This is a genomic window from Nonomuraea sp. NPDC050547, from assembly GCF_044457345.1.
GTDB lineage: Bacteria > Actinomycetota > Actinomycetes > Streptosporangiales > Streptosporangiaceae > Nonomuraea.
The window spans coordinates 99,259-121,389 of sequence record NZ_JBITGW010000021.1 but is presented as its reverse complement, the minus strand read 5'-3'; the positions used below and the strand labels follow the sequence as shown (position 1 = coordinate 121,389).

Sequence of the window (22,131 nt, the reverse complement as noted above, 5' to 3'; positions counted from 1 at the left end):
CGGCGATGGGGAGGGGTTGACCGTTTCCCGATGGATGGGCGACGCCAGGAAACGACCGCGTTCGGCGCGGAACTACGCAGGTGGCGCACGCTTCGCGGGCTCTCGCTGACCACGCTGGCCGAGCGGGTGCACTACAGCAAGGGCTACCTGAGCAAGATCGAGAACGGCGGCAAGCGGCCCACGCCCGAGCTGGCGCGCGCCTGCGACCGCGCGCTCGAAGCCAACGGCGCCCTGGAACGGCTGGCCCCGCCCAGAACCGGCGGCGGCGACGAATGCCCCTACCCGGGCCTCGACGCCTTCGGCCCCGGCAGCGCCCACTGGTTCTTCGGCCGTGAGGAGGCGACCGCCGAGCTGACCATGCGGCTGGCCGCCAGGATGGACGGCGGCGGCCCGCTCGTGGTGGTGGCGCCGTCGGGAGCGGGCAAGTCCTCGCTGCTCGGCGCCGGCCTGGTGCCCGCGCTGGCCCGCGGCGCCCTGCCCCGTGCGGGTTCCAGCGAGTGGCCGGTCGTTCTGTTCACCCCGACCGCCCGGCCCATGGCCCGCCTGGCGGAGATCCTCGGCACGGACGGCCGGCTCGTGCTGGTGGCCGACCAGTTCGAGGAGGCGTTCACGCTCTGCCGCGACGACGCCGAACGCGACCTGTTCGTCCGCACGCTCAACGAGCTGGCCGTCTCCGGCCGGGCGCTGGTCGTGCTGGGCCTGCGCGCCGACTACTACGGCCACCTGCTCGCCCACCCCGAGCTGGTGGCGGCGTTGCGCGGCGGCCAGCTCGCGCTCGCGCCGCTGACCGAGCGGCAGCTGCGCGCCGCCATCACCGAACCCGCCAAGGCCGTGGGCCTGAGCCTCGAACCCGGCCTGGCCGACCTGCTTCTGCGCGACGGCGGCGAGCCCGGCACGCTGCCGCTGCTTGCCCACGCCCTGCGCGCGCTGTGGCAGCAGCGCGAGGGCGGCGTGCTGACCGTGGCCGGCTACCACCGCACCGGCGGCATCCACGGCGCCGTGGCCACCACCGCCGAGGACCTCTACACCGGCTTCGACGACGCCGCGCGCGAGGTGGCCAGACGCCTGCTGCTGCGGCTGGTGCAGCTCGACCCCGACGGCGGCCAGACCCGCCGCCGGGTCCCGCTCGGCCTGATCTCGCCCGCCTGGCGGCCGGTCCTGGACGCGCTGGTCGGCGCCCGCCTGCTGACGGCCGACGAGAGCGAGGTGTCGATCGCCCACGAGGCGCTGCTGGGCGCCTGGCCGAGGTTGCGCGACTGGATCGAGACCGACCGCGCGGGCCTGCAGACCCGGCGCAGGCTGGGCGAGGCGGCCCAGGCGTGGCGGCAGGCGGGCGACGACGCCTCGTTCACCTACCGGGGCGCCTCGCTGGCGGTGGCACGCGAGTGGGCGGCCGCGCATCCCGACGAGCTCGGCCCGCTGGAGGCGGAGTTCGTGCGCGCGGGCGAACACGAGGAGCGGCGTGCCGCGAGGAAACTGCGCCGCCTGGTCGCGGCGCGCACCGCGCTGGTGGTCGTCACGGCCATGACGGCCGGCGTGGTGGTCTGGCAGGTCGGCGACGCCAGGGCCGAGCGCGACGAGACGCTCTCGCGGCAGGTGGCCGCGGTCGCCGGTTCCGTGCGCCCGGGAAACGCGCCGCTGGCGGCGGGCCTGGCGCTGGCGGCGTGGCGGCGGGCCGAGACCCCCGAGTCGCTGGGCGCGCTGATCGGCTCCAGCGGCTTCCCCGCCGGGAGCCGGTCGAGCGCGGGCGCGGGGCGGGTGACGGTCATGGCCGCCAGCGCGGACGGCTCCGCCGTGGTGACGGGCGACTCGGCGGGTGAGGTGTGGCTACGCCGTACGGGAGACCCCGCGCCGGGCCGTACCGGAGACTCCACGCCTGGCCGTACCGGAGACCCCGTGCTGCCCCGCACCGCAGACTCCGCGGTACGGCTGGCCTGGGACCTCGGCCGGATCACCACGGCGGCCTTCCGCCGGGACGGGCGGGTCGTGGCGGTCGGCGGCGAGAAGGGCGTGCGGGTCTGGCGGGTCGGCAGACCCGAGCCGATCGCCACCCACGCGGCCTCCGCCGTCACCTTCCTGGGCTTCGGCGGCGAAGACGGAGAAGCCGTGGTGGCGGGCACCGGCGAGGAGACCTTGACCTGGAAGGCCGCCACCCCGGAGCGCACGAAGCGGACGGACCGGCTCGTCGGCCTGACACCGGACGGCCCGATCGGCACCGACAGGCGGGGCACGCTCTTCGCCCTGAGCCCCGATCACGCCACCCTCGCCGCCGCGGACGGAGACCGGCTGTGGCTGGTCGACCGCGAGTCCGGCCGGGCCAGGGAACTGCCGACCACCGGCGGCTTCATCTACTCGCTGGCCTTCAGCCCCGACGGCCGGCAGGTCGCGGCGGGGACGAGCGCGCCCGGGGTGCGCCTGTGGAGCACCGCCGACGGCGCGCTCCTCACCGATCTCCCCCACCCGGCCGAGGTACGGGCGCTGGCCTACGGCGGCCGCGACCTGCTGGCCGGGGTGGCCGGCGGGGAGGTGTTCCGCTGGGCGATGCCGCTGCCTGCCCCGCGCGTCCACCCCGGCGAGGTCATGGCGGTGACCTCGGACGAGCGGGTCATGGCGACCGGCGGCAAGGACGGCGGCGTCGGCCTGTGGACTCTCGACGGCGCCCCGCTGGGCACGGCCGGGGAGCATGACGGCCAGGTCAACAACCTCGTCCTGGCCGGCGGCCTGATGGCCTCGGCGAGCGACGACGACACGGTCGGCGTCTGGGACGTCTCCCGGCCGGGCGGCCCGCGCCTGCTCGGCCGGTTCACCGGGCACGACACCGACGTGGTCGGCGCCGCCCTGAGCCAGGACGGCCGGATCGGCGCGAGCGTCTGCGAGAACGGGCACGTGCTCCTGTGGGACCCGGCGACCGGGAAGCGGCTGGGCGAGCTGCCCGGCGTCGACGGCGTGACCGACGTGATCCTCAGGGAGGACCTGCTGGCCGTCGGCGACGCGGAGAACAACGTGCAGATCTGGGACGTCGGCCACCCCGACGCGCCGAAGCGGGTCAGGGTGCTGAAGGGCCACACCGGATACTCCGACGACCTCGACTGGCATCCGGGCGGCCGGTACCTGGCCAGCGCCGGGCACGACGGCGCCGCGCTGGTGTGGGACCTGTCGCTGGCCGAGGACACGCCCGTGGCCCGGCTGACCGGCCACACCGGGATCGTCAGGAGCGTCTCGTTCGACTCCGCGAGCGGACGCCTGGCCACGATCGGCACCGACGGGACGTTGCGCCTGTGGGAGCAGCACCGGCTCCAGGCGGTCTGGCGGGCCGCGGGCGCCGCGCTGCGCTTCCTGCCCGGCGGGCGGCTGGTGTCCGGCGGCCACGACGGCCTGCTCCACCGGTGGACGCTGGCTCCGGAGCCGGTGGCCGCGCGCATCTGCGCGCTCGACCCCACTCCCGTCAGCGCGCGGGAGTGGAGCCGGCACGTCTCCGACGGCTCCTACGCCCCGGTGTGTCCCGAGCGCGACTGAAGGATCAGGTCGGCGCCCTTCTCGCCGATCATGACGGCGGGCGCGTGGGTGTGGCCCCGGTTGAGCGTCGGCATGATCGAGACGTCCACGACGCGCAGCCCTTCGAGACCGCGCACCTTGAGCGCGGGGTCGACGACGGATTCGGCGTCGGTGCCCATCCGGCAGGTGCCGACCGGGTGGTAGAGCGTCTCGCCGCGCTCGCGTACCCACTGGGCCAGTTCTTCGTCGCTCTCCGGCGCCCAGTAGGGGGCCATGGGCCCGCCCGCGTAGGGGCGCATCGCGGTGGTGGTGAAGACCTGCTTGGCCGCCTTCAGCCCGGCGACCAGGCGCTTCACGTCGGCCTCCTGGGTGAGGTACCCGGGGTCGATGGCCACCTCTCGCCCGCTCAGCGAGACCCGCCCGCGGCTTTCCGGCTGCAGCAGCACGACGCCGACGGTCAGCCCGTGCCCGGTCGGCGGGGTGAGGCCGTGGTCGATGAACGGGCCGGGCGCGAAGATCAGCTCGATGTCCGGCGCGGGCTCCTCCGGCGAGGTCTTGATGAAGGCGACCGCCTCCCCCACGTTCGTGGTGAGCATGCCGGAGCGCAGCACGATGTAGCGGACCAGCTGCACCAGCGACTCGGCCTTGACCAGCGTGACCGGCTGTTTGGACTCGACGTAGACGCCGGTGGACAGGTGGTCCTGCAGGTTCCTGCCGACCTCGGGCAGGTCGTGGACGAGCTCCACCCCGGCCTCGCGCAGGTCCTCGGCCGCGCCCACGCCCGAGCGCAGCAGCAGGTACGGCGAGCCGATCGCCCCCGCCGAGAGCACGACCTCCCGTCTGGCCGACACCCGCACCCCGCCGTGCTCGACCCCGACGGCCCGGTTGCCCTCGAACACCACGCGGTCCACGGTCGCGCCGGTGAGCACGGTGAGGTTGGGCCGCTTGAGCGCCGGGCGCAGGTAGGCGTCGGCCGAGCTCCAGCGGCGGCCGCGGTCCTGGGTGACCGGGGTGGGGCTGTAGCCCTCGTTGACGCGCTCGTTCAGCTCGCCGAGCCGGCGCATGCCGAGCTCCTGGCAGGCCTTGAGGAAGGCGGCGGTGGTGACGTTGGGGCTGCGCAGCTCGGAGATGTGGAGCGGTCCCGCGGTGCCGTACACGCCGCCGTTGTTGCTGCCGACGCGGTGCTCGGCCTTCTTGAAGTACGGCAGGACGTCGTTGAAGCCCCAGCCGGGGACGCCCCACTGGTCGTAGTCGGTCGCGCAGCCGCGTACCCACATCTGGGCGTTGAGCGAGGAGGAGCCGCCGATGACCCGCCCGCGCGGCCAGTAGAGCTCGCGCCCGGCCATCTCGGCCTGTTTGGTGGTGGTGTAGTTCCAGTCGTACTCGGTCTTGAACAGCGCCTTGAATCCGGCCGGCATCCGGATCTCGAGCTTGTCGTCCTGGCCGCCGGCCTCGACCAGCGCCACGGTCACGCCCGGATCGGCCGACAGCCTGTTGGCCAGGACGCACCCGGCCGAGCCCGCTCCGACGACCACGTAGTCGTACTCCATGACCCCTCCGAACGGTAAGTAACCTGGTACTTGCCTACCCCAGGGGACAGATCCCGTCCATACGCAGTTGTGACCTCAGTTACCTACCGGTCGGTATGCATCGCCTGCTTAGATGGCGGCAAGCCGGCCCGAGGGAGGAAGCTCTTCCATGCTCAACTTGTCGATCGTCCTGGAGGACAGCGCGAGGAACGCGCCAGACAAGACGGCCATCGTCTTCGGTGATATGCGACTGCCGTACTCGATGGTCGACAACGTGGCCAGCCAAGTGGCCAATCTGCTGGTTTCGCGGGGCATCGGCAAGGGGGACAAGGTCGCGCTGGCCTGTCCGAACCTGCCCTATTTCTCCTTCATCTACTTCGGCATCCTCAAGGCCGGCGCCACCGTGGTGCCTCTGAGCGTGCTGCTTCAGGGCAGGGAGATCGCCTACCACCTCGCCGACAGCGACGCCAAGGCGCTGTTCTGCTTCGAGGGAACGCCCGAGCTGCCGCTGGGCGCGCGGGGCAAGGCCGGGTTCGAGGCCACCGAGGGCTGCGAGCACTTCTTCGTGCTGCCCGCCACGGCGCTGGCGACCGAGTCGGAGCATGGCGAGTCGATCTGGGCGGCGCTGGGCGGCATGTCCAGCGAGTTCGCCACCGTGCAGACGGCGCCGGACGACACCGCGGTGATCCTCTACACCTCCGGCACCACCGGCCAGCCCAAGGGCGCCGAGCTGAGCCACCAGAACATGCTGGTCAACACCATGGTCTGCGACAAGATGTTCCCCAGGAGCGACGGGGGCGACGTCTACCTGGGCGTGCTGCCGCTGTTCCACTCCTTCGGCCAGACCGTGATCCAGAACACCGGCTTCCTGCGCGGGGCCACGATGGTGCTGCTCCCCCGCTTCGAGCCGGGCGACGCGCTGGCGATCATGCGCAAGGAAGGCGTGACGTTCTTCGCCGGCGTGCCGACCATGTACTGGGCCATGCTCACGAAGATCCACGCCGACGGCGCCGAGGTGCCGACCACGCTGAACGTGGCCGTCGCGGGCGGCGCCGCCTCGCCCCTCGAGGTCCTCAACGACTTCGAGAAGACGTTCGGCATCGGCATCCTCGAGGGTTACGGCCTGTCGGAGACCTCCCCCGTGGCCAGCTTCAACCAGCTCGGCCGGCCCACCAAGCCGGGCACGATCGGCACGCCCATCTGGGGCGTGGAGATGAAGCTCATCGACGCCGACTGGAACACGGTCGGCGGCGAGGGCCCCGGCGAGATCGCCATCCGCGGCCACAACATCATGAAGGGCTACTACAACCGGCCCGAGGCCACGGCAGAGGTGATGAACGACGGCTGGTTCCGCACCGGCGACATCGCCACCCGCGACGCCGACGGCTACTACTCCATCTTCGACCGGGCCAAGGACATGATCATCCGGGGTGGCTTCAACGTCTACCCGCGCGAGGTCGAAGAGGTCCTCATGTCCCACCCGGACGTCTCGCTGGTGGCCGTGCTCGGCGTGCCGCACGAGTCGCACGGCGAGGAGATCAAGGCGTACGTCATCCGCTCGGCCGGCTCGGCGATCACCGAGGACGAGCTGATCTCCTGGTCGAAGGAGAACATGGCGGCCTACAAGTACCCGCGCAGCGTCGAGTTCCGCGACGAGCTGCCCATGACCGCCTCCGGAAAGATCCTCAAGCGCGAACTGCGCTGACCCACCGGCCCGTACGGCTCGCGCCCTCCCCCCTGAGGCGCGAGCCGTACTCGTGTCTAGATCCTCGCCAGTTCCTCGCGCATGGTGCCGAGACCCATCGGGCCGAGGTCCAGCGCGGCGGTGTGCCAGGCCTTGAGGTCGAAGCCGGGCCTGGCCTGCGCCTCGGCCCGCGCCTCCAGCCAGGCGCGCTCGCCCAGCTTGTAGCAGATGGCCTGGCCGGCCCAGCCGAAGTACCGCAGCACCTCGGGGTGGACCTTGTGCGCCTCGGCCCTGCCGCGCTCGCGCAGCACCTCGCAGGCCTTCTCGAACGTCCAGCGCGAGCCGTCGGGCAGCGGCAGCTCCAGGTGGACGCCGATGTCGATGACCACGCGGGCGGCACGCAGCGCGGAGGCGGCCAGCATGCCCAGCCGGGCGCCGGGGGCGGTCAGCCAGCCCAGCTCGTCGGCCAGCCGCTCGGCGTACAGCGCCCAGCCCTCGCCGTGGCCGCCCACCCAGGACATCTTGGCGTAGCGGGAGAGCTTGTCACCGGCGACGGCGACCGCGCCCAGCTGCAGGTGGTGGCCGGGTACGCCCTCGTGGAAGACCGTCGTCAGATCGCTCCACGTGGCGAACTTCTCCCGCCCGCCGAGCGGCCACCAGGTCCGTCCCGGCCGCGAAAGGTCCTCGCTGGGCTGCGTGTAGTACGGCGCGGCGGACGTGGACCCCGGCGCGAGCACCACGTCGACCGTGCGCAGCTGCTCGGGGATGTCGAACTGGGCGCCGTTGAGCGCGGCGATCGCCCGCTCGTGCTGGTCCCTCAGCCAGGCCAGGTACGCGTCGGGGCCGACCACGTACTCGGTGGAGTCCAGGTGGGCGGTGGCCTCGTCCACGGTGGCGCCGGGCAGGATGGCGCGGGCCTCCGCGGCCATCTCCGCCTCGATGCGGTCGAGCTCGGCCCAGCCCCAGGCGTAGGCGTCGCGCAGGTCGATCTCGTCGCCGAGCTGCATGCGGGCGGCCACGGCGTAGCGCTCGGGCCCGACGGCGTCGCGCTCGTCGGCCCGCGGCGCGTACTCCTCGCGCAGGTAGCGCGCGGTCTCGGCGTAGCCCCGGTAGGCGCTGCGCGCGGCCTCGGCCAGCTCGCCCGCGACGGGGCCGTCGCCGTAGCCCGCGATCAGGTCGTCGTGGGTGCCCGCGAAGCGCTCCGCCTGGTCGGCGGCGCCGAGCGCCTGCCGCCGCGCCGCGCGCAGCCCGCGCTCCAGGCCGACGTCGAGGGTGGTGCGCCAGCCGTTCAGCATGCCGGGGACGGCGGCCAGGCGCGCGGCGATGGCGCGCCACTGCTCGTCGTCGTTGCGCGGCAGCAGGTCGATGCTGTCCCTGAGCCCGGAGACGAGCCCGAAGGGCGAGCTGACTTCCCGGTACGGCCCGCCGATCGCGTAGACGGCGGCCTGCGCCTCCAGCCGTTCGCGCAGGTGGGCCGCGGCCCTGCGGTCGGCGTCGGAGGACGGGGCCAGGCGGCTCAGCTCGGCCAGGGTGTCGCGGACCAGCTCCTGCCTGGCCTCGTGGCCGTCGGGGCTGTAGTCGGTGGCCACGCCGAAGTCGCCGACGATGCCCAGGTAGACGGATTCGACGGGGTCCAGGGCCGCCGCCCTCAGGATGTACTGCTCACACAGGCGGAAGATTGCGCTCACCCAGGCACAATAGCCACATTTCCTTCATTTCGCGGGGTCGGGATATCTTCCTTGGAGCAGTAGTTGCAGAAACGCCCTGTCTGCTACGTTGCAGAGATGTCAACGGACCCCAGCAAGATCTTCCGGCGCTATCTGAGCGCCGGCGTGATCAACGCGCTGGCCACGGCGGAGGCGGCGGGACTCAACGCCACCGACTACTACGCGCTGAACCTGCTCGACCTGTCCGGTCCGCTGACCTCCGGCGACCTGGCCGCCGGCACCGGCCTGACCACGGGCGCGACCACGCGCCTCATCGACCGGCTGGAGAAGGGCGGGCTCGTGCGCCGCGCAACAGACCCTGCCGACCGGCGCAAGGTCATCGTGGAGTCGGTGGCGCGGCCGGAGGGGCTGGAACAGGTGCTCGCCGGGACCCGGCGGCGGCTCGGCGAGGTGTTCGAGGGGATGACGGAGGGGGATCGGGCGGTGCTGTTCCGCTACTTCACCCAGGCCGCCGACGCCTACCAGGCCGCCACCGAAGAACTCCACCACCCCCGAACCCCCTGACCCACCCCCATCTCCCGCATTCCCCCGCCCCGCCGAGCTTTCCGACCTCCTCAGCCCCCCGGACTCCCGCGCCTTGCCTCCACCCCCTCCCCCCGGGCACCCGGCCTCCGCCCCACCGGGCTACACCGGCCTTCCGGGCTCCCGGTCTCCGGGTCTTCCGGCTCCGCCGCGCTTTCTGGCCGACGGCCTCTCCGACCGGCTGTCTCCCGGGATTGCCGCTTTCTCCGGGTCCGAAATTCCCGGCGTCTCCGCCCCTCCCATACCCCCGAAACCCCTAGCTCCGGGCTACCCCGGCCTTCCGGCTCTTCCGGGCTTCTCCCCCCAGATCCAGGTGTCTGGGGGGTGGCGGCTCAGAAAGGATGTCAGCGGGAGGTGGGCAGGAGGGGGAAGGAGGGCTGGGCGGACTTGAGGACCGCGTCGGTGCCGCAGGAAGCCTTCAGCAGGAAGGAACCCAAGGCCGGGTCGATGTCGTTGGGCAGCATCTGCCCGTTCTCGTCGAAGCGCTGATACTTCATGAGGTTCATCCCGAACGACACCTGCCGCCGCCCGTCCTCGCTGATCAGCGACTGCGTGCCCATCCCGAACACCCCGCCGTCATGCCCCCAGAACCGCCCGCACGGCAGGTCCAGCGGATACAGCCCCAGCCCGTAGTCCATGGCGAACCCGCCCACCGCCACCTTCACCGTCGTCTTCATCTGGGCCAGCGACGCCGGCCCGATCAGGTCGCCACGCAGCAGCGACCGGTAGAAGGAGTTGAGGTCGTCCATAGTCGAGACCAGGTTCCCCGCGACTCCGGCCCACGACATGTTGTAGACGCTGTAGTCGCGCGGCGGGTCGATCCAGCCGTACATGTTCTCGTAGGCCTTGGAGTGCGCCCCCCGGATGTACGGCGAGCGCGGGAAGGCCGTCTCCCGCAGCCCCGCCTTCCTGATCACGTGCCGGGTGATGTAGTCCTCGGGATTCGTCCCCGTGACCTTCCGCAGCACCAGCCCGGCGATCACGTAGTTGGTGTTGGAGTAGGAGCCCGGCTGGGCGCCCGGCTCGCCGTACGAGGGAGCGGCGAGGCCGAGCTTCACCAGTTCCTCGGAGGCGAAGGTGCGGAAGCGGTTGTCGTCCAGGCTCCTCGGCGAGCCCTCCAGGAGCGACGGGAACGCGCCGGCGACGTGGTCGGAGATGCCGCTGGTGTGGTTGAGCAGCATCCGGATGGTGACCTTGTGGCCGCGTTCGCCGGGGATGAGGCCGGGCAGGTAGCGGGCCACCGGGGCGTCGAGGTCGATCCGGCCGCGTTCGACCTGCTGGAGGACGGCCACGGCGACGAACGTCTTGGTGATGCTGCCGATCCGGTGGCTCAGGCCGGGCCGTACCGGACGACGGGTCTCCACGTCGGCCACACCCGACGCGCCCGCCCATTCCTGGCGGCCGGCGCGCGCCTGAGCGTAGATGCCGTACATGCCCGCGGCGTGGACGGCGTCGAGTGACTGCCTCAGCTCGCGCCGGTCGAGCTCGCCCGTGGCGGCCGCGGCCGGTGCGCCGCCGAGGTACAGGGCCGCGGCGACGGCGGCGACGGTCGCGATCAATGGTCGTCTCATGAGATTCAGCATGATCGTTGGGCGCGGGCGCGGTTAGTCCGGCGCGTCACCGGCTGGGGATGACAACTGTCATGTCCAGGTGAAGCGGGTGGCGTCCTCGGGGAGGCTGTTCCAGGCGAGGACGCGTTCCGGCCGCAGGGTCCAGACTTCGGGCAGGAACGCGCCGTAGCCGTATTTCTCCTTGTCGGCGGCCTCCAGGCGGCGGGCCAGGTCCGGGCCGGGAGTGGTCCAGGTGGCGGCGCCCTCCACGATGACGGCCGCGGTCGCGTTTTCCAGGTGGACGCAGGCGTGGCCGTTCGCGCGCAGATTGCGGATGTGGACGGTCTGGTCGCCGCCGCTGAAGTAGAAGGCGTCGGCCACCCACAGCCCGTCGACCGGGACGACGTGCGGGCGGCCGTCCGGGCGCGCCGTCGCCAGCCAGTAGCTGGGGGCGGCCCGGAGCTTCTCCCGCACCTCGCCCCAGGTCAGAGTGATGGTCTGCGGCTGGGTGCGATACCCGTCGGGCAGGTCGAGTACTTCGGTCCTCGGCTCCATGGCCCGAGTATGCGTGTCAGCTGTCCGCCCGGCGGTTGAAAACCGAACGTGCCCAGAAATATCCGGCCAAGGCCCCGGCCAGGCACCAGGCGATCGCCACCAGCCACTGGCCGCCGACGGGCCGGCCCATGAGCAGAGCGCGCAGCGTGCCGATGATCGGCGTGAACGGCTGGTACTCGGCGAACCACCGCAGCCCCGCCGGCATCGACTCCGGCGTCACGATCGCATTGCCCAGGAAGGGCAGGAACTGGAACGGCAGCCCGATGTTGCTCGCCGTCTCCGCGCCCTTGGCGATCAGCCCGAACGCGGCCGAGATCCACGTGATCGCGAACGCCACCAGCAGCATGAGCCCGATCACCCCGAGCCAGCCCAGCGGCCCGGCCGCCGGCCGGAACCCGATCAGCAACGCGACCAGCGTGACCAGCACCACGCTGATCATCGTCTGGATGACGCTGCCGACCACCTGCCCGGTCATGACCGAGGCCCGCGAGATCGGCATCGTGCGGAACCGGTTGATGATGCCCTCGGTCTTGTCCACCGAGACCGAGACCGCAACGACCACCGAGCCGGACATGGTGGCCATCATGAGGATGCCGGGGGTGACGAAGTTGACGTAGTCGCCGGTCGCCAGGCCCTTGCCGATCGCCCCGCCGAAGACGTAGACGAACAGCAGCAGCATGAAGATCGGGATGAACGCCACCGAGAGCGTCATGTTCGGATACCGCTTGGCGTGCAGCAGGTTGCGCCGCAGCATCGTCATCGAGTCGCGCATGGCGAGGGTCGTCGAGCTCATCGGAGGGCTTCCTTCTGGGAGTCGTGGGGGTGGCCGGTCAGCGCGAAGAAGACGTCGTCGAGGTCGGGGGTGTGCACCGACAGCTCCTCCACCTCGACCGCCGCGCCGTCCAGCCGGTCGATGAGGGCGCGTAGCGCGCGGAAGCTGCCGTCGTTCGGGACCTGCAGCGTGAGCGCGTCCTCGTCCGCGCTCACCTCGCCCGCCGCTCCGAGCGCGAGCTCGCCCGCCCGCAGCGCGCGCGGGTCGGCGAAGCGCAGGCTCACGTGGCCGCCGGGAATGCGCCGCTTGAGCTCCTCCGCGGTGCCTTCCGCCACGATCCGTCCATGATCGAGTACGGCGATGCGGTCCGCCAGCTCGTCGGCCTCCTCCAGATACTGCGTGGTCAGGAAGATCGTGGTGCCGTTCGCGACCAGCTGCCGGATGATCTGCCACATGGTGTGGCGGCTGCGCGGGTCCAGGCCCGTGGTGGGCTCGTCCAGGAAGATGACTCGTGGGTCCCCGACCAGCGTCATCGCCAGGTCCAGTCGGCGGCGCATGCCGCCCGAGTAGGTGGTCGACACCTTCTTGCCCGCCTCGACCAGGTCGAAGCGCTCCAGCAGCTCGGCTGCCCTGCGGCGGCCCTCCTGCTTGGACAGGTGGTTCAGGTCGGCCATGAGGAGCAGGTTCTCCTCGCCGGTCAGATAGCCGTCGACGGCGGCGAACTGGCCGGTGACGCCGATGGACATGCGGATCTCGTCGGACTGCTTGGCCAGGTCGAAGCCGTTGACCCGCGCTTCACCGGCGTCGGGCTTCTTCAGGGTGGCCAGGATCTCCACGGCGGTGGTCTTGCCCGCGCCGTTCGGACCGAGCAGGGAGAAGATGGTGCCGGCCGGGACGGTCAGGTCGATGCCGTCCAGGACCAGCTTGTCGCCATAGGACTTGCGCAGGCCGGTCACCGCGATGGCGGGTTGGGCATGGGAGGGCATGATGCCTCGTCTCTTTCGGACGTGTGGGTGTCGGGGGTCCTGCCCTGCCGGTTTCGGGCGCGCTCTGGCGCGCCGTGGCGGCGGTGCGGGGAAGTGTCGCGCGCGGCCTGCGGTCCCGGGAGCGGTCACCGGGCGGGCGTGCGGCGAGTGTCAGGTGATGTCGGGGTCGGGCGGTCAGGCAGGGCTCAGGTGGTCACCTCGTGGGGGTGCGGGTGTGGATGGCCGGGTTGCCGGTCAGGCGCGGCGGACGAGGATGTCGCCGTAGCCGGTCGTGGCGTGGACCTCGACCATGTCCTCCGCCTCGGCGGGGCCGTCGTGGGCGTCCAGCTGGACGCGCACGTCGCCGTACTGGGACGAGACGTTCAGCCAGGCGGCCGTGCCCTTGCGGACGCCGACCTCCAGCTCGCCGTAGGCCGTGTCGATCACCGTCGAGCCGCGGACGATCTGGCCCAGCCGTACGTCGCCCGCCGCGGTCTTGGCGATCACACCCGACAGCGCACGCTCGACCTGGATGTCGCCGTAGGCGGTGTTCATCCGTACGTCACCGGATACCTGGCCGAGTGTGATGTTGCCGTTGGACGTCTTCACCAGAGCGGCGCCGTCGATCTCCCGCACCCGGATGTCGCCGTTGGCCGTGGTGATCTCGGCGGGCCCGCCGGCCCGCGTCACCAGGACGTCGCCGTCACCGGTGTGGATCTGGACCCGTCCGGCCTCGTCGACGTCGACGTCGCCCATCGACGTGGTGAACCGGCAGTCACCCAGCCGCCCGCGGCAGCGCACCTCCGCGTCGGCCTGCACCTCCACGCCGGACCCCGAGGGCAACTCGACCGTCACCTCGACCGAACCGCCCCACAACCACCACCAGCTGCGGCGGCCGGAGTCCTTGGACGTCTTCACGGTCAGCCTGCCGCCGGAGTACTCGACCCGGGTCTGCTCGGCGGCGCTGACATCGGACTCGTTGCCGGAATCGGCCGGGCGCACGTCGACGACCGTGTCGGTGCGCTCGCTCGCGACGATGCGGATATGGCCGGTGCCGATCTCGATGCTGGCCGAGATCGGTTCGTTCGTGTCGAACCTGGGCATGGCGCTGCCTCCTCTTGATACCTGCCGCCTCTGCTGCCCGTACGGCGGACCGATGCCGGCGACCGCCGCTCCCGTGCGGCGGGCCGATGGTGGTGGCCGCTGCCCTCACGCGCCCGTGCGGCGGCCGATGCCGGTGCGCGCCGCCCTCAGGTGCCGGTACGGCGGGCCGATATGACGACGGCGCCATGGGCGGCGCCGGGATGTGGGGTCAGCGGACCCAGCCGGTGTAGCGCTGGCCGCCGGAGCCCGCGTCCTTCGTTCCCCGGCCCCCGTGGTCGGGGTCGAGAGCCGCCGACACCGCGCGTACGAGCCAGGAGTTCACCGACAGCCCCTCTCGGGCGGCCGCCTCGTCGATGCGTGGTTTGAGATGGTCAGGAACCCGCAACGCCACCCGGGTGGTGCCGCCTTCGTCGGTCTCCGGCGGGCGTACCGGGCGGGCCTGGGCGGTGCCCGGACCCGCCTCCGTGTCACGTGGCGCCACGGGCGGCGGGGTCACGACGAAGTCCGGGTCACGTCCGCGCAGCCGTACGTCCACCGAGCCGGGGGCGAGCTCCCTGGTGATCTCGTTGGCGGCGGCCGACAGCGCCTCCAGCAGGGTCAGCCGGGCGGCCGACTCCAGCGACGCGATGAGGCGCTCGGCCGGCGCCCGGGTCTCCTCACCGCCGGCCTCGGCGGCGACCGCCAGCTCCCGGCGGAGGTGATCGACATATGGCGCGAGTTCCATGACACCACTATGACATGCCCATGGCACCAACTCAAGCGCGCATGGCACCATAGTGGCACCACCCAAGGAAACGCCAGGTCAGGCAATCCTGCCACGCCTTGTCGCCCAGCCTCCGGCGAAAAGGAGTGGCGCCGGCCTGCCGGGGGTGCGTTCCGGCTGCGTCTCTACGTGTCGGCTCGGGGCCCGATGTGGGCGGTGTCCGGCCCACGGGGCGGACGTCACGGCGGCCGGCCCCGCACGCTGGACGGCCGTTCCCCTGGACGGGGCCCGGCCACGGTCGGCGGGCGGGGTCTTGGCGGCCGTGCCGTAACGGAGAGAGGGAGATCAGAAGCGGGCCAGGTTCTGGGAGAACACCCGCGCGGGGTCATAGGCCTGCTTGATGGCGGCGAGGCGGGCGCGCGTGGCGGGCGGGTAGACGGCGGCGACGTCGGCGGGGCGTGGGTCACTGAAGAAGTTCGCGTACGCGCCCGAAACGTGCGGCTCCATCGTCTCCCACAGCGCGTCGTAGGCGGGCAGCCGCGCGGGGTGGTCGGCCGGAGTGCCGAGCAGGACCCCCAGCAGCATCGCCTCGCTGTCACGGTGCGCGAAGGCGGTGTCGTCGCCGCGTCCCATCGCGCCCCCGATCGCCCGGATCTCGCGGAACATCATCGGAATGTCCGCCGACACCCACGCGTCGATCAGCTCATTCGTCAGAACCGGGGCGAACCGGTTGCGGACCATGGGACGCCAGCCGGGCGGCAGTTCGGCGCTCTCCAGGACCTCGGCGTAGGGGATGGCCGAGATCTCCTGGAACGTCGGCTCGCCCAGGCGGGTCAGCGGCTCGATGACCGCGGGGTCGTCGCCCGCGTAGGCCGCCAGGATCAGGATCGACGGCGGCGCCTCCTCCCCGAACGCCGGGTACAGGTGCGCCGACGACGTCAGCTCCTCGCCCGCCTCGCGCACCACGTCCCGCCAGGCCTTGAGAACCGCGGCGGCGTCGGCGGCGGGGTACCCGACGCGGGCGAAGGTCACGGTCGTCTCCCGGCGGGCCCTGACCAGGAATGAGGTGATCACCCCGAACTCCCCGCCACCGCCCCTGACGGCCCAGAAGAGATCGGCGTTCTCGTCGGCGGCCGCCCGCAGCACCTCCCCGGCGGCGGTCACCACCTCGGCCTCGACCAGGTGATCCAGCGCCAGCCCGTACTTGCGGACCAGCCACCCGATCCCGCCCCCGACCATCAGCCCGCCCACGCCGACCGAGTCGGTGTCACCCGAGGAGATCACCAGCCCATGCGGCGCCAGCACCCGCGAGACCTCGCCCCACCGAGCCCCCGCGCCGATCCGCACCAGGTCATCATCCAGAACCTCGACGCCGTTGAGCCGCGCCAGGTCGATCACCGCCCCGCCGTCGTTGGTGCCGTAGCCGGGCACGCTGTGCCCGCCGCTGCGCACCGACAGCACCAGCCCGTCGCGCACGGCGTGCCCGACCGCCTCGGCCACAGCCGCGGCGTCGCGGGGGCGGACGACGCGCGCGGGCGCGCCCTCCTTGGAGAAGGTACGGCTGAGCAGCTCGTACCCCTCGTCACCGGGGCGGACGATCTCGGTGGCCAGCGTGTCGTTCGTCATCGTTGTTGCCCTTCCTGTCCGTGTTCTCCCTGACAGGTCGGAGCCGGTGACGCCCGCTCTACACGCACGGCCAAGATTCTTTCCGGGCATGGGAGGGTACGGGGCATGGTCTTCGGAGTCCGCGCGTTCGAACTGGCACTCATGCACCGCATGCGGGACCTCAATCCCGCCCGGGTCGAGGACGCCCTCGCCGACATGGGCGCCACCCGCGCCGAACTCCGCGAGGCCCACACCCTGTGGACCCGCACCGCCTACGCCGGCCGGGCGCCGAAGGGGGCGGGCCGGTTCCGGAGGGCACTGGGGCGGCCCGCGTTCGAGGGCGAACGGCCCATCGGCAGCCTGACCTGCGACGTGGTGCGGTGGGCGCTGCCGTACTGGCCGGGGCTGGAGTTCGAGCTGCTCGTCGGGCCGGGCGGAGAGATCTGGAACCAGTGGTTCGTCCGGCCGTCCGGTGACCGGACGCTGAGCTTGGCCGGCCTTGTGCCGTGGGAGTGCGTCGTGGCCGACGTCGGCGCGAGCTTCCCCGACGCCGTCCAGGAGGAGGGCGCCGCGCCCCACCACTGGGCCGTCTCCTTTCCGCAGTCCGGCGCCACCTACCGCGCCCGCTTCGTCTACGGCCTCCTGCAGTGCGTCGACCCCATCCCTTAGCGGTTAGGATACAACTGTATCCATACGGGAGATGGGGTCCATCATGCGCACACCTGATCGGCCGTCCGGCTTCAGCGACGACGCCGCCCGCGACAAGTTCCACGCCGTCTACGACCGCGTGCTCGGCGAGCTGTGGCCGGTGCCGGTGGACGCCTTCGACGTCGAGACCCGCGCGGGAAAGGTACGGATCCACCGGGCCGGGCCCGCCGAGGGCGATCCCGTGGTCCTCGTGGCCGGCGCCGGCGGGAACGCGCTGGCCTGGTACCGCTACATCGAGCCGCTGGCGCGCACCCGCCCGGTCTTCACCGTCGACCCTCTCGGCGAGCCGGGCCGCTCGGTTCAGACCCGGCCGCTCACGAACGGCGCCGAGGTCGGCGGCTGGCTCACCGACGTCCTGGCCGGGCTCGGAGCCGAGCGCGCACACATGGCTGGCTTCTCCTACGGCGGCTGGACCGCGGTGGAGCAGCAACTCGGCGAGGGCGGCCGGGTCGCGGCGCTGACGCTGGTGGACCCGGGCGGCTTCGCGCCGTTGCCCGGGCGGTTCGTCCGGTGGGCCCTCGCCGGGGCTCTAGCCTCCATGCTCCCCCGTCCGTTGCGGCACGGCATGGCCGGCGTCGTGAGCAACGGGGTTCTGCGCGAGGATGGGCTGGTGAGGCTGATGCGGGCCGGGTGGTCCTTCCGCCGGCGCCTGCCCGTGCCGCCCACCTACACCGACGAGCGGATACGCGAGGTGCCCGTGCCCGTCCAGATGCTGCTCGGCGCGCGCAGCGCGCTGCTCGACCCGCAGGCGGTGGCCGCGCGGCTGGCCGGCACCGCGCCGTCCTGGCGCGTGGAGATCGTGCCCGGCACCGGACACTCGTTGTCCGTCGAGGCGCCAGACCTGGTCATCGAGCGGATCCTCACCTTCCCCCAGCTAAAGGCAGGACACGGGCATGCCCCGACAGGTGGATCATGACGAGCGGCGGCGCCGGCTCACCGACGCGCTGCTGCGCATCGCCAGCACCCGCGGCCTGCAGGCGGTGTCGATGCGTGAGATCGCCGCCGAGGCCGAGGTCTCCCTGCGCGTCGTCCAGTACTACTTCACGAACAAGCAGGCCCTGCTCGAATCCGGCCTCACCGAACTGGGCGCCCGCATGGAGCGCCGGGTCAGGCAACGGACCGCCGCCGCGGGCGAGCTGACGCCCCGAGGCGTCTTCGCCGCCGTCCTCGGCGTGATCCTGCCGTTCGACGAGCAGAGCGAACGGGACTCCATGGCCTGGACCGCCTATTACACCGCCGCCCTCACCGACCCGGCACTCGCCGCGGTCGGGCTCACCCTGCCCAACGCGCTGGAGAACTTCCTCACCGTACGGCTGACCGCCGCCCAGCAGGCCGGGGACATCGCCCCCGATCGGGACCCGCGTACCGAAGTCGCCGGCCTCCTGGCCCTCGTCAACGGCCTGACCTCCAGCGTCCTCAGCCGGCAGCGCAGCCACGAGGCCGCCGTCGAGATCATCGACTACCAGCTGGACCGCCTGTTCGCCTCGGGCTGACGCGGCGGTTCGCGTTCACCCGGGCGGGCCCGCCCTGACGCGCTCCACCAGCTGTTCCATCGATCCCCGGTAGCCGTGAAGGTGTTCGAGCCACCAGGTGGCGCCCGCCTCGGCGTAAGCCCGTACCGACGAGCCGGGTTCGCTCACGCCGATGACCGCCACGTCGAGGTCGCCCGCGCCCGCCCGGCGCAGCTCACCGGCCTGGACGGCGAGGGCGTCGGGCGTGAGCGACATGCGGCCCTCCTGGTCGTCGGCCGCGACGATCCAGCCGTCCCAGCGGGCGGCCCGCCGGAGGGCGGCGGGAGCCGTGCCGCCGACCCACACCGGTACCCGCGGGCGCTGGAGGGGCAGGGGCGAAAGCCGTACGCCGTCGACGGTGTAGTGCGCGCCGCGGTGGCGCACCTCGTCGCCGGACCAGAGCGCGTCCAGCACGCCGAGCGCCTCGTCGAGCACGGCCCCGCCGGGACGCGCCTGACCGAAGGCGGTGAACTCCGCCGTCACCCCGCCCAGCCCGGCCCCCAGGATCACGCGGCCACCGCTCAGCCGGTCGAGCGTCGCCACGGTCTGGGCCAGCCGCTCCGGACGGTGCCGGGCCACGGCCGTCACCGCCGTGCCGAGCCTGACGCGCGAGGTCGCCTGGGCCGCGGCGGCCAGCGCCACCCACGGGTCGGCCGACGGCGTGCCCCAGGCGAAGGCCAGATGGTCCCAGACCAGCACCGCCTCCCACCCGGCGTCCTCGGCCTCCTGAGCCAGGGCGACCAGACGCGCCGGCTCCGCGAGATCACCGAGAATCGCGATGTCAATGCCGTACCGCATCCCCCGACCCAACCACCCGCCACCGACACTTTCCCGGTCCCGCACTTTCCCGGGGCGGACGGGACGGTTCGCGAGCAAGCCGACGCGGGATCATGCTCGACGAGAAGCACGAGATCACCGAGGTCGAGCCTGGTGGCGCCGTGAGGTGCTCCGCTGGAGCCAGGGTGGGCTCCAGCGGAGGCGGGCACGTCTACGGCCAGTCGACGGAGGGGCGGAGGGGGATGCCGGAGCGGCCCTCCTTGTCGAGCTTCACGCCCAGCACCTGGTGCAGCTGGACCTTGTTGCGTTCGAAGCCCACGATGCAGCCGGCCATGTACAGGGCCCACACCCGGGCCGTGCCCATGCCGACTTCCTGGACCGCGTCCTCCCAGTTGGCGTCGAGGTTGTCGCACCAGGCACGCAGCGTCTTGGCGTAGTGCTCGCGCAGGTTCTCCTCGTGGCGGATCTCGAAGCCGAGGTCCTCCATCTGCCTGACCAGGTAGCCCACCGACTCCAGCTCACCGTCGGGGAAGACGTAGCGGTTGATGAAACCGCCCTTGTTGAACGTCTTCTCCTTGCCGGTTGGCCGGGTGATGCAGTGGTTCAGGATGCGGCCGCCGGGGCGGAGCTTGCCGTACAGGAAAGAGAAATAGGCCGGTACGTTGGCCGCGCCGATGTGCTCGGTCAGGCCGATGCTGCTGACGGCGTCGAAGTCGCCCTCGGGGACGTCGCGGTAGTCCATGAAGCGGACTTCCGCCAGGTCCTCAAGGCCCGCCTCCTTGATGGCGGCCTGGGCCCATTCGGCCTGCTGCTTCGACAGGGTGACGCCCAAGGCCTTGACGCCGTAGTTCTTGGCGGCGTGCATGACCATGCCGCCCCAGCCGCAGCCGACGTCGAGCAGCCGCATGCCCGGCTTCAGGTCGAGCTTCTTGGCCACCAGGTCGAACTTGGCGAACTGGGCCTCTTCCAGCGTGGATTCCTGGGTGGGGTAGACGGCGCAGGTGTAGGCCATCGACGGGCCCAGGACCCATTCGTAGAAGCGGTTGGAGACGTCGTAATGGTGGTGGATGGCTTCGGCGTCGCGCTGCTTGGCGTGCCGGGAGCCGAGCTTGGCCAGCGTGCTCTGCCGCATCTCCTGCGGAGGCGGCGGGACACGCATCATCAGCGGCTTCATGCCCAAAGAGCGGACGGCCTCCACTTTTTCGGCAAGAGTCAGGTCGTTGGTGGTGATGTTCCACATACGGTCGAGCAACGTGTAGATGTCACCGTGCACATCGATGTGCCCCGAGACATAGGCACGTGCCAGACCCAGCTCCCCCGGAGCTTGAGCCAGGTACGCCACCGCGATGGGTGACTTCACCTCGATGGTGACGTCCGACCCGTCCGGCCCGGCCTTGCTGCCGTCATAGGCCAGGAACGAGATGTTCGACTTGGAACCGACGATTTTTTCAAAGATGGTTGCGAGCGCCATCACTTACCTTCCCCGCACACACTTGTCGTACAGGTCAAGCAGGCGACCGTTCGGATCGTATTCCCGCTTGACCGGCCAGTAAGCATCGCCGTTGTACAGCTGCCAGAACTGCTCACGGGCATAGAAACTGGTCGAATATAGCGACTTGTGCCCGTCCAGCTCGTGCACAGAGTTCTCGATGAGCCGGTTGTAGTACCCGTCGAACTGCCCCCGAGGCAACGGGACCAGCCCCCAGAACCCGAAGTTGACATACAGCTTGCCCTGCTCCAGCGGATAGAGCGGCCAGTCGCTCGACGACTTGAGCGGGCACATCCAGACCGGCGTCATGCCGACCTTCTCGTGGAAGAACCGGAGGAAGTCCGCGCCCCGCTCGACCGGCGTCTCCACGTCCTGGATCACCGACTCCTGCACCGGCTGGTCGCGCCACCGGTCGACGCGGGCGGTGAAGCCGTACTTGCGATCGAGGGCGACGAGCCTGCGGTAGACGTCGGAGCGCATGTAGCGGCGCGGCATGAGCGAGCGGACGACCGGCTGCTGCACGCCGAAGGCGCGCGAGCACCAGAACCAGTCGGTGTCCCAGCGCCACAGATAGTCGCGCACGGTCAGCCAGTCGCGGTTGCGCTTGCGGATGGACTGGTAGTAGATGCGCATCCCGGTGTAGTCCGAGACGTACGGGGCGCGCTCGGCGAAGCGGCCGAGCGTGACGTACATCTCGTCGGGGCTGAAGAACACCCCGTCGATGAAGTCGACCTGCTCGCCGTCGTGCACCATCGTGTCGCAGATCTCCTGCATGGCCAGCATGCACTTGTCCGCGTCGGTGAACTTCACGTGCGTGAGATGCACGTACGGCTGGACCGCCTTGAGCTTGATCCGGATGCGCAGCGCGTAGCCGAGCGTGCCGTAGGAGTTCGGGAAGGCGCGGAAGAGGTCGCGGTGCTCGTTGTCGTCGCGGGCGATGACGATGCGCCCGTCGCCGGTGAGGATCTCGAGCTCCTCGACCGACTCGTGCGGCAGACCGTCCCTGAAGCTGGTCGACTCGATGCCCAGACCCGTCACCGCTCCCCCGAGCGTGATCGTCTTGAGCTGCGGCACGACGTACGGCATGAGCCCGTGCGGGAGGGTGGCGTCCACGAGGTTCTCGTAGGTCGTCATCCCCTGGACTTCCGCCGTCATCGTGACCGGATCCACGCTGATGACCTCGTCGAGGTCACGTGCGGAGAGCTTGGCCGTCTTGCCGTTGTCGCGGAACCTGAACAGGTTCGACGTGGCCTTGGCCAGGCGGGGCGCGGCGTCCCCCGGAATCTCGGCGTACGACTGCCGGATGTGCTCTACGGCCCTCTGGTGTGTCGACATGTCTGTCGTCACGGAACACCCCCTGGAGCTGGTAGAGATCGTCCGTAAGACCGTATCTCCCTCCAAACACATAGAACAGACCGGGGTCTGTTAAAGACAC

At 71.3% G+C, this 22,131-nt stretch carries 18 protein-coding genes; 6 read left to right on the top strand and 12 right to left on the bottom strand.

What is annotated here, in order from left to right; genetic code table 11:
- Window positions 1–30 precede the first annotated feature (30 nt).
- On the top strand, window positions 31–3,516 hold the full coding sequence (locus tag ACIBHY_RS42710; RefSeq protein WP_397241833.1) for a helix-turn-helix domain-containing protein: 3,486 nt from the start codon (window positions 31–33) through the stop codon (window positions 3,514–3,516).
- Here the strand turns inward: ACIBHY_RS42710 and ACIBHY_RS42705 are convergent.
- On the bottom strand, window positions 3,486–5,045 hold the full coding sequence (locus ACIBHY_RS42705; RefSeq protein WP_397309702.1) for a GMC family oxidoreductase: 1,560 nt from the start codon (window positions 5,043–5,045) through the stop codon (window positions 3,486–3,488). The two genes, ACIBHY_RS42710 and ACIBHY_RS42705, sit on opposite strands and share 31 nt — an antisense overlap.
- Before the next feature lie 148 nt (window positions 5,046–5,193).
- Between ACIBHY_RS42705 and ACIBHY_RS42700 the strand changes: the two genes are divergently transcribed.
- A complete protein-coding gene (locus tag ACIBHY_RS42700; RefSeq protein ID WP_397309701.1) occupies window positions 5,194–6,729 on the top strand; it encodes a long-chain fatty acid--CoA ligase in 1,536 nt (511 codons plus the stop codon).
- A gap of 56 nt (window positions 6,730–6,785) precedes the next feature.
- On the opposite strand, the gene ACIBHY_RS42695 is transcribed toward ACIBHY_RS42700, so the two are convergent.
- Entirely contained in the window at window positions 6,786–8,396 is a 1,611-nt protein-coding gene (locus ACIBHY_RS42695) for a DUF885 domain-containing protein (RefSeq protein ID WP_397241827.1), read from the bottom strand.
- A gap of 96 nt (window positions 8,397–8,492) precedes the next feature.
- Between ACIBHY_RS42695 and ACIBHY_RS42690 the strand changes: the two genes are divergently transcribed.
- A complete protein-coding gene (locus ACIBHY_RS42690) occupies window positions 8,493–8,939 on the top strand; it encodes a MarR family winged helix-turn-helix transcriptional regulator (RefSeq protein WP_397309700.1) in 447 nt (148 codons plus the stop codon).
- A 362-nt stretch (window positions 8,940–9,301) separates the two neighbouring features.
- Here ACIBHY_RS42690 and ACIBHY_RS42685 read toward each other — a convergent pair whose 3' ends face one another.
- The 7 genes from ACIBHY_RS42685 to ACIBHY_RS42655 form a co-directional block, all read right to left on the bottom strand.
- A complete protein-coding gene (locus ACIBHY_RS42685; RefSeq protein ID WP_397241823.1) occupies window positions 9,302–10,528 on the bottom strand; it encodes a serine hydrolase domain-containing protein in 1,227 nt (408 codons plus the stop codon).
- A gap of 69 nt (window positions 10,529–10,597) precedes the next feature.
- Window positions 10,598–11,062: a pyridoxamine 5'-phosphate oxidase family protein gene (locus ACIBHY_RS42680; RefSeq protein WP_397241821.1), complete on the bottom strand. Its 465-nt coding sequence runs from the start codon at window positions 11,060–11,062 to the stop codon at window positions 10,598–10,600.
- 16 nt (window positions 11,063–11,078) lie between these two features.
- Complete coding sequence (locus ACIBHY_RS42675; RefSeq protein WP_397241819.1) at window positions 11,079–11,855, bottom strand: ABC transporter permease; 777 nt, start codon at window positions 11,853–11,855, stop codon at window positions 11,079–11,081.
- Window positions 11,852–12,820, bottom strand: coding sequence for an ATP-binding cassette domain-containing protein (locus ACIBHY_RS42670; protein WP_397241817.1), 969 nt, complete (start codon window positions 12,818–12,820; stop codon window positions 11,852–11,854). The genes ACIBHY_RS42675 and ACIBHY_RS42670 overlap by 4 nt, the downstream gene beginning before the upstream one ends.
- Before the next feature lie 234 nt (window positions 12,821–13,054).
- Window positions 13,055–13,903: a DUF4097 family beta strand repeat-containing protein gene (locus ACIBHY_RS42665; RefSeq protein WP_397241815.1), complete on the bottom strand. Its 849-nt coding sequence runs from the start codon at window positions 13,901–13,903 to the stop codon at window positions 13,055–13,057.
- Window positions 13,904–14,111: 208 nt separating this feature from the next.
- The gene (locus ACIBHY_RS42660; RefSeq protein ID WP_397241813.1) at window positions 14,112–14,627 is read right to left on the bottom strand and encodes a hypothetical protein; all 516 of its coding nucleotides are present in this window, start codon (window positions 14,625–14,627) and stop codon (window positions 14,112–14,114) included.
- Between the two features lie 324 nt (window positions 14,628–14,951).
- The gene (locus ACIBHY_RS42655) at window positions 14,952–16,232 is read right to left on the bottom strand and encodes an FAD-binding oxidoreductase (protein ID WP_397309699.1); all 1,281 of its coding nucleotides are present in this window, start codon (window positions 16,230–16,232) and stop codon (window positions 14,952–14,954) included.
- Between the two features lie 105 nt (window positions 16,233–16,337).
- On the opposite strand from ACIBHY_RS42655, the gene ACIBHY_RS42650 reads away from it, so the two are divergent.
- Genes ACIBHY_RS42650 through ACIBHY_RS42640 form a run of 3 tightly spaced genes read left to right on the top strand, consistent with a single transcriptional unit; the run spans window position 16,338 to window position 18,412 of the window.
- On the top strand, window positions 16,338–16,880 hold the full coding sequence (locus ACIBHY_RS42650) for a hypothetical protein (RefSeq protein WP_397241809.1): 543 nt from the start codon (window positions 16,338–16,340) through the stop codon (window positions 16,878–16,880).
- A 43-nt stretch (window positions 16,881–16,923) separates the two neighbouring features.
- Window positions 16,924–17,835, top strand: a complete 912-nt coding sequence (locus ACIBHY_RS42645) for an alpha/beta fold hydrolase (protein ID WP_397241807.1) — start codon at window positions 16,924–16,926, stop codon at window positions 17,833–17,835.
- Window positions 17,813–18,412 (top strand): TetR/AcrR family transcriptional regulator, encoded by a 600-nt coding sequence (locus ACIBHY_RS42640; RefSeq protein ID WP_397241805.1) that lies wholly within the window; start codon window positions 17,813–17,815, stop codon window positions 18,410–18,412. The genes ACIBHY_RS42645 and ACIBHY_RS42640 overlap by 23 nt, the downstream gene beginning before the upstream one ends.
- A gap of 15 nt (window positions 18,413–18,427) precedes the next feature.
- Here the strand turns inward: ACIBHY_RS42640 and ACIBHY_RS42635 are convergent, their stop codons facing one another.
- The 3 genes from ACIBHY_RS42635 to ACIBHY_RS42625 all read right to left on the bottom strand — a co-directional run bounded on the left by ACIBHY_RS42635 (window position 18,428) and on the right by ACIBHY_RS42625 (window position 22,031).
- Complete coding sequence (locus ACIBHY_RS42635; RefSeq protein ID WP_397241803.1) at window positions 18,428–19,228, bottom strand: LLM class flavin-dependent oxidoreductase; 801 nt, start codon at window positions 19,226–19,228, stop codon at window positions 18,428–18,430.
- 190 nt (window positions 19,229–19,418) lie between these two features.
- Window positions 19,419–20,678 carry a class I SAM-dependent methyltransferase gene (locus ACIBHY_RS42630; RefSeq protein WP_397241801.1) on the bottom strand — a complete coding sequence of 420 codons (1,260 nt, stop codon included), beginning with the start codon at window positions 20,676–20,678 and terminating at the stop codon, window positions 19,419–19,421.
- A gap of 3 nt (window positions 20,679–20,681) precedes the next feature.
- On the bottom strand, window positions 20,682–22,031 hold the full coding sequence (locus ACIBHY_RS42625; RefSeq protein ID WP_397241799.1) for an FAD-binding oxidoreductase: 1,350 nt from the start codon (window positions 22,029–22,031) through the stop codon (window positions 20,682–20,684).
- Window positions 22,032–22,131 lie beyond the last annotated feature (100 nt).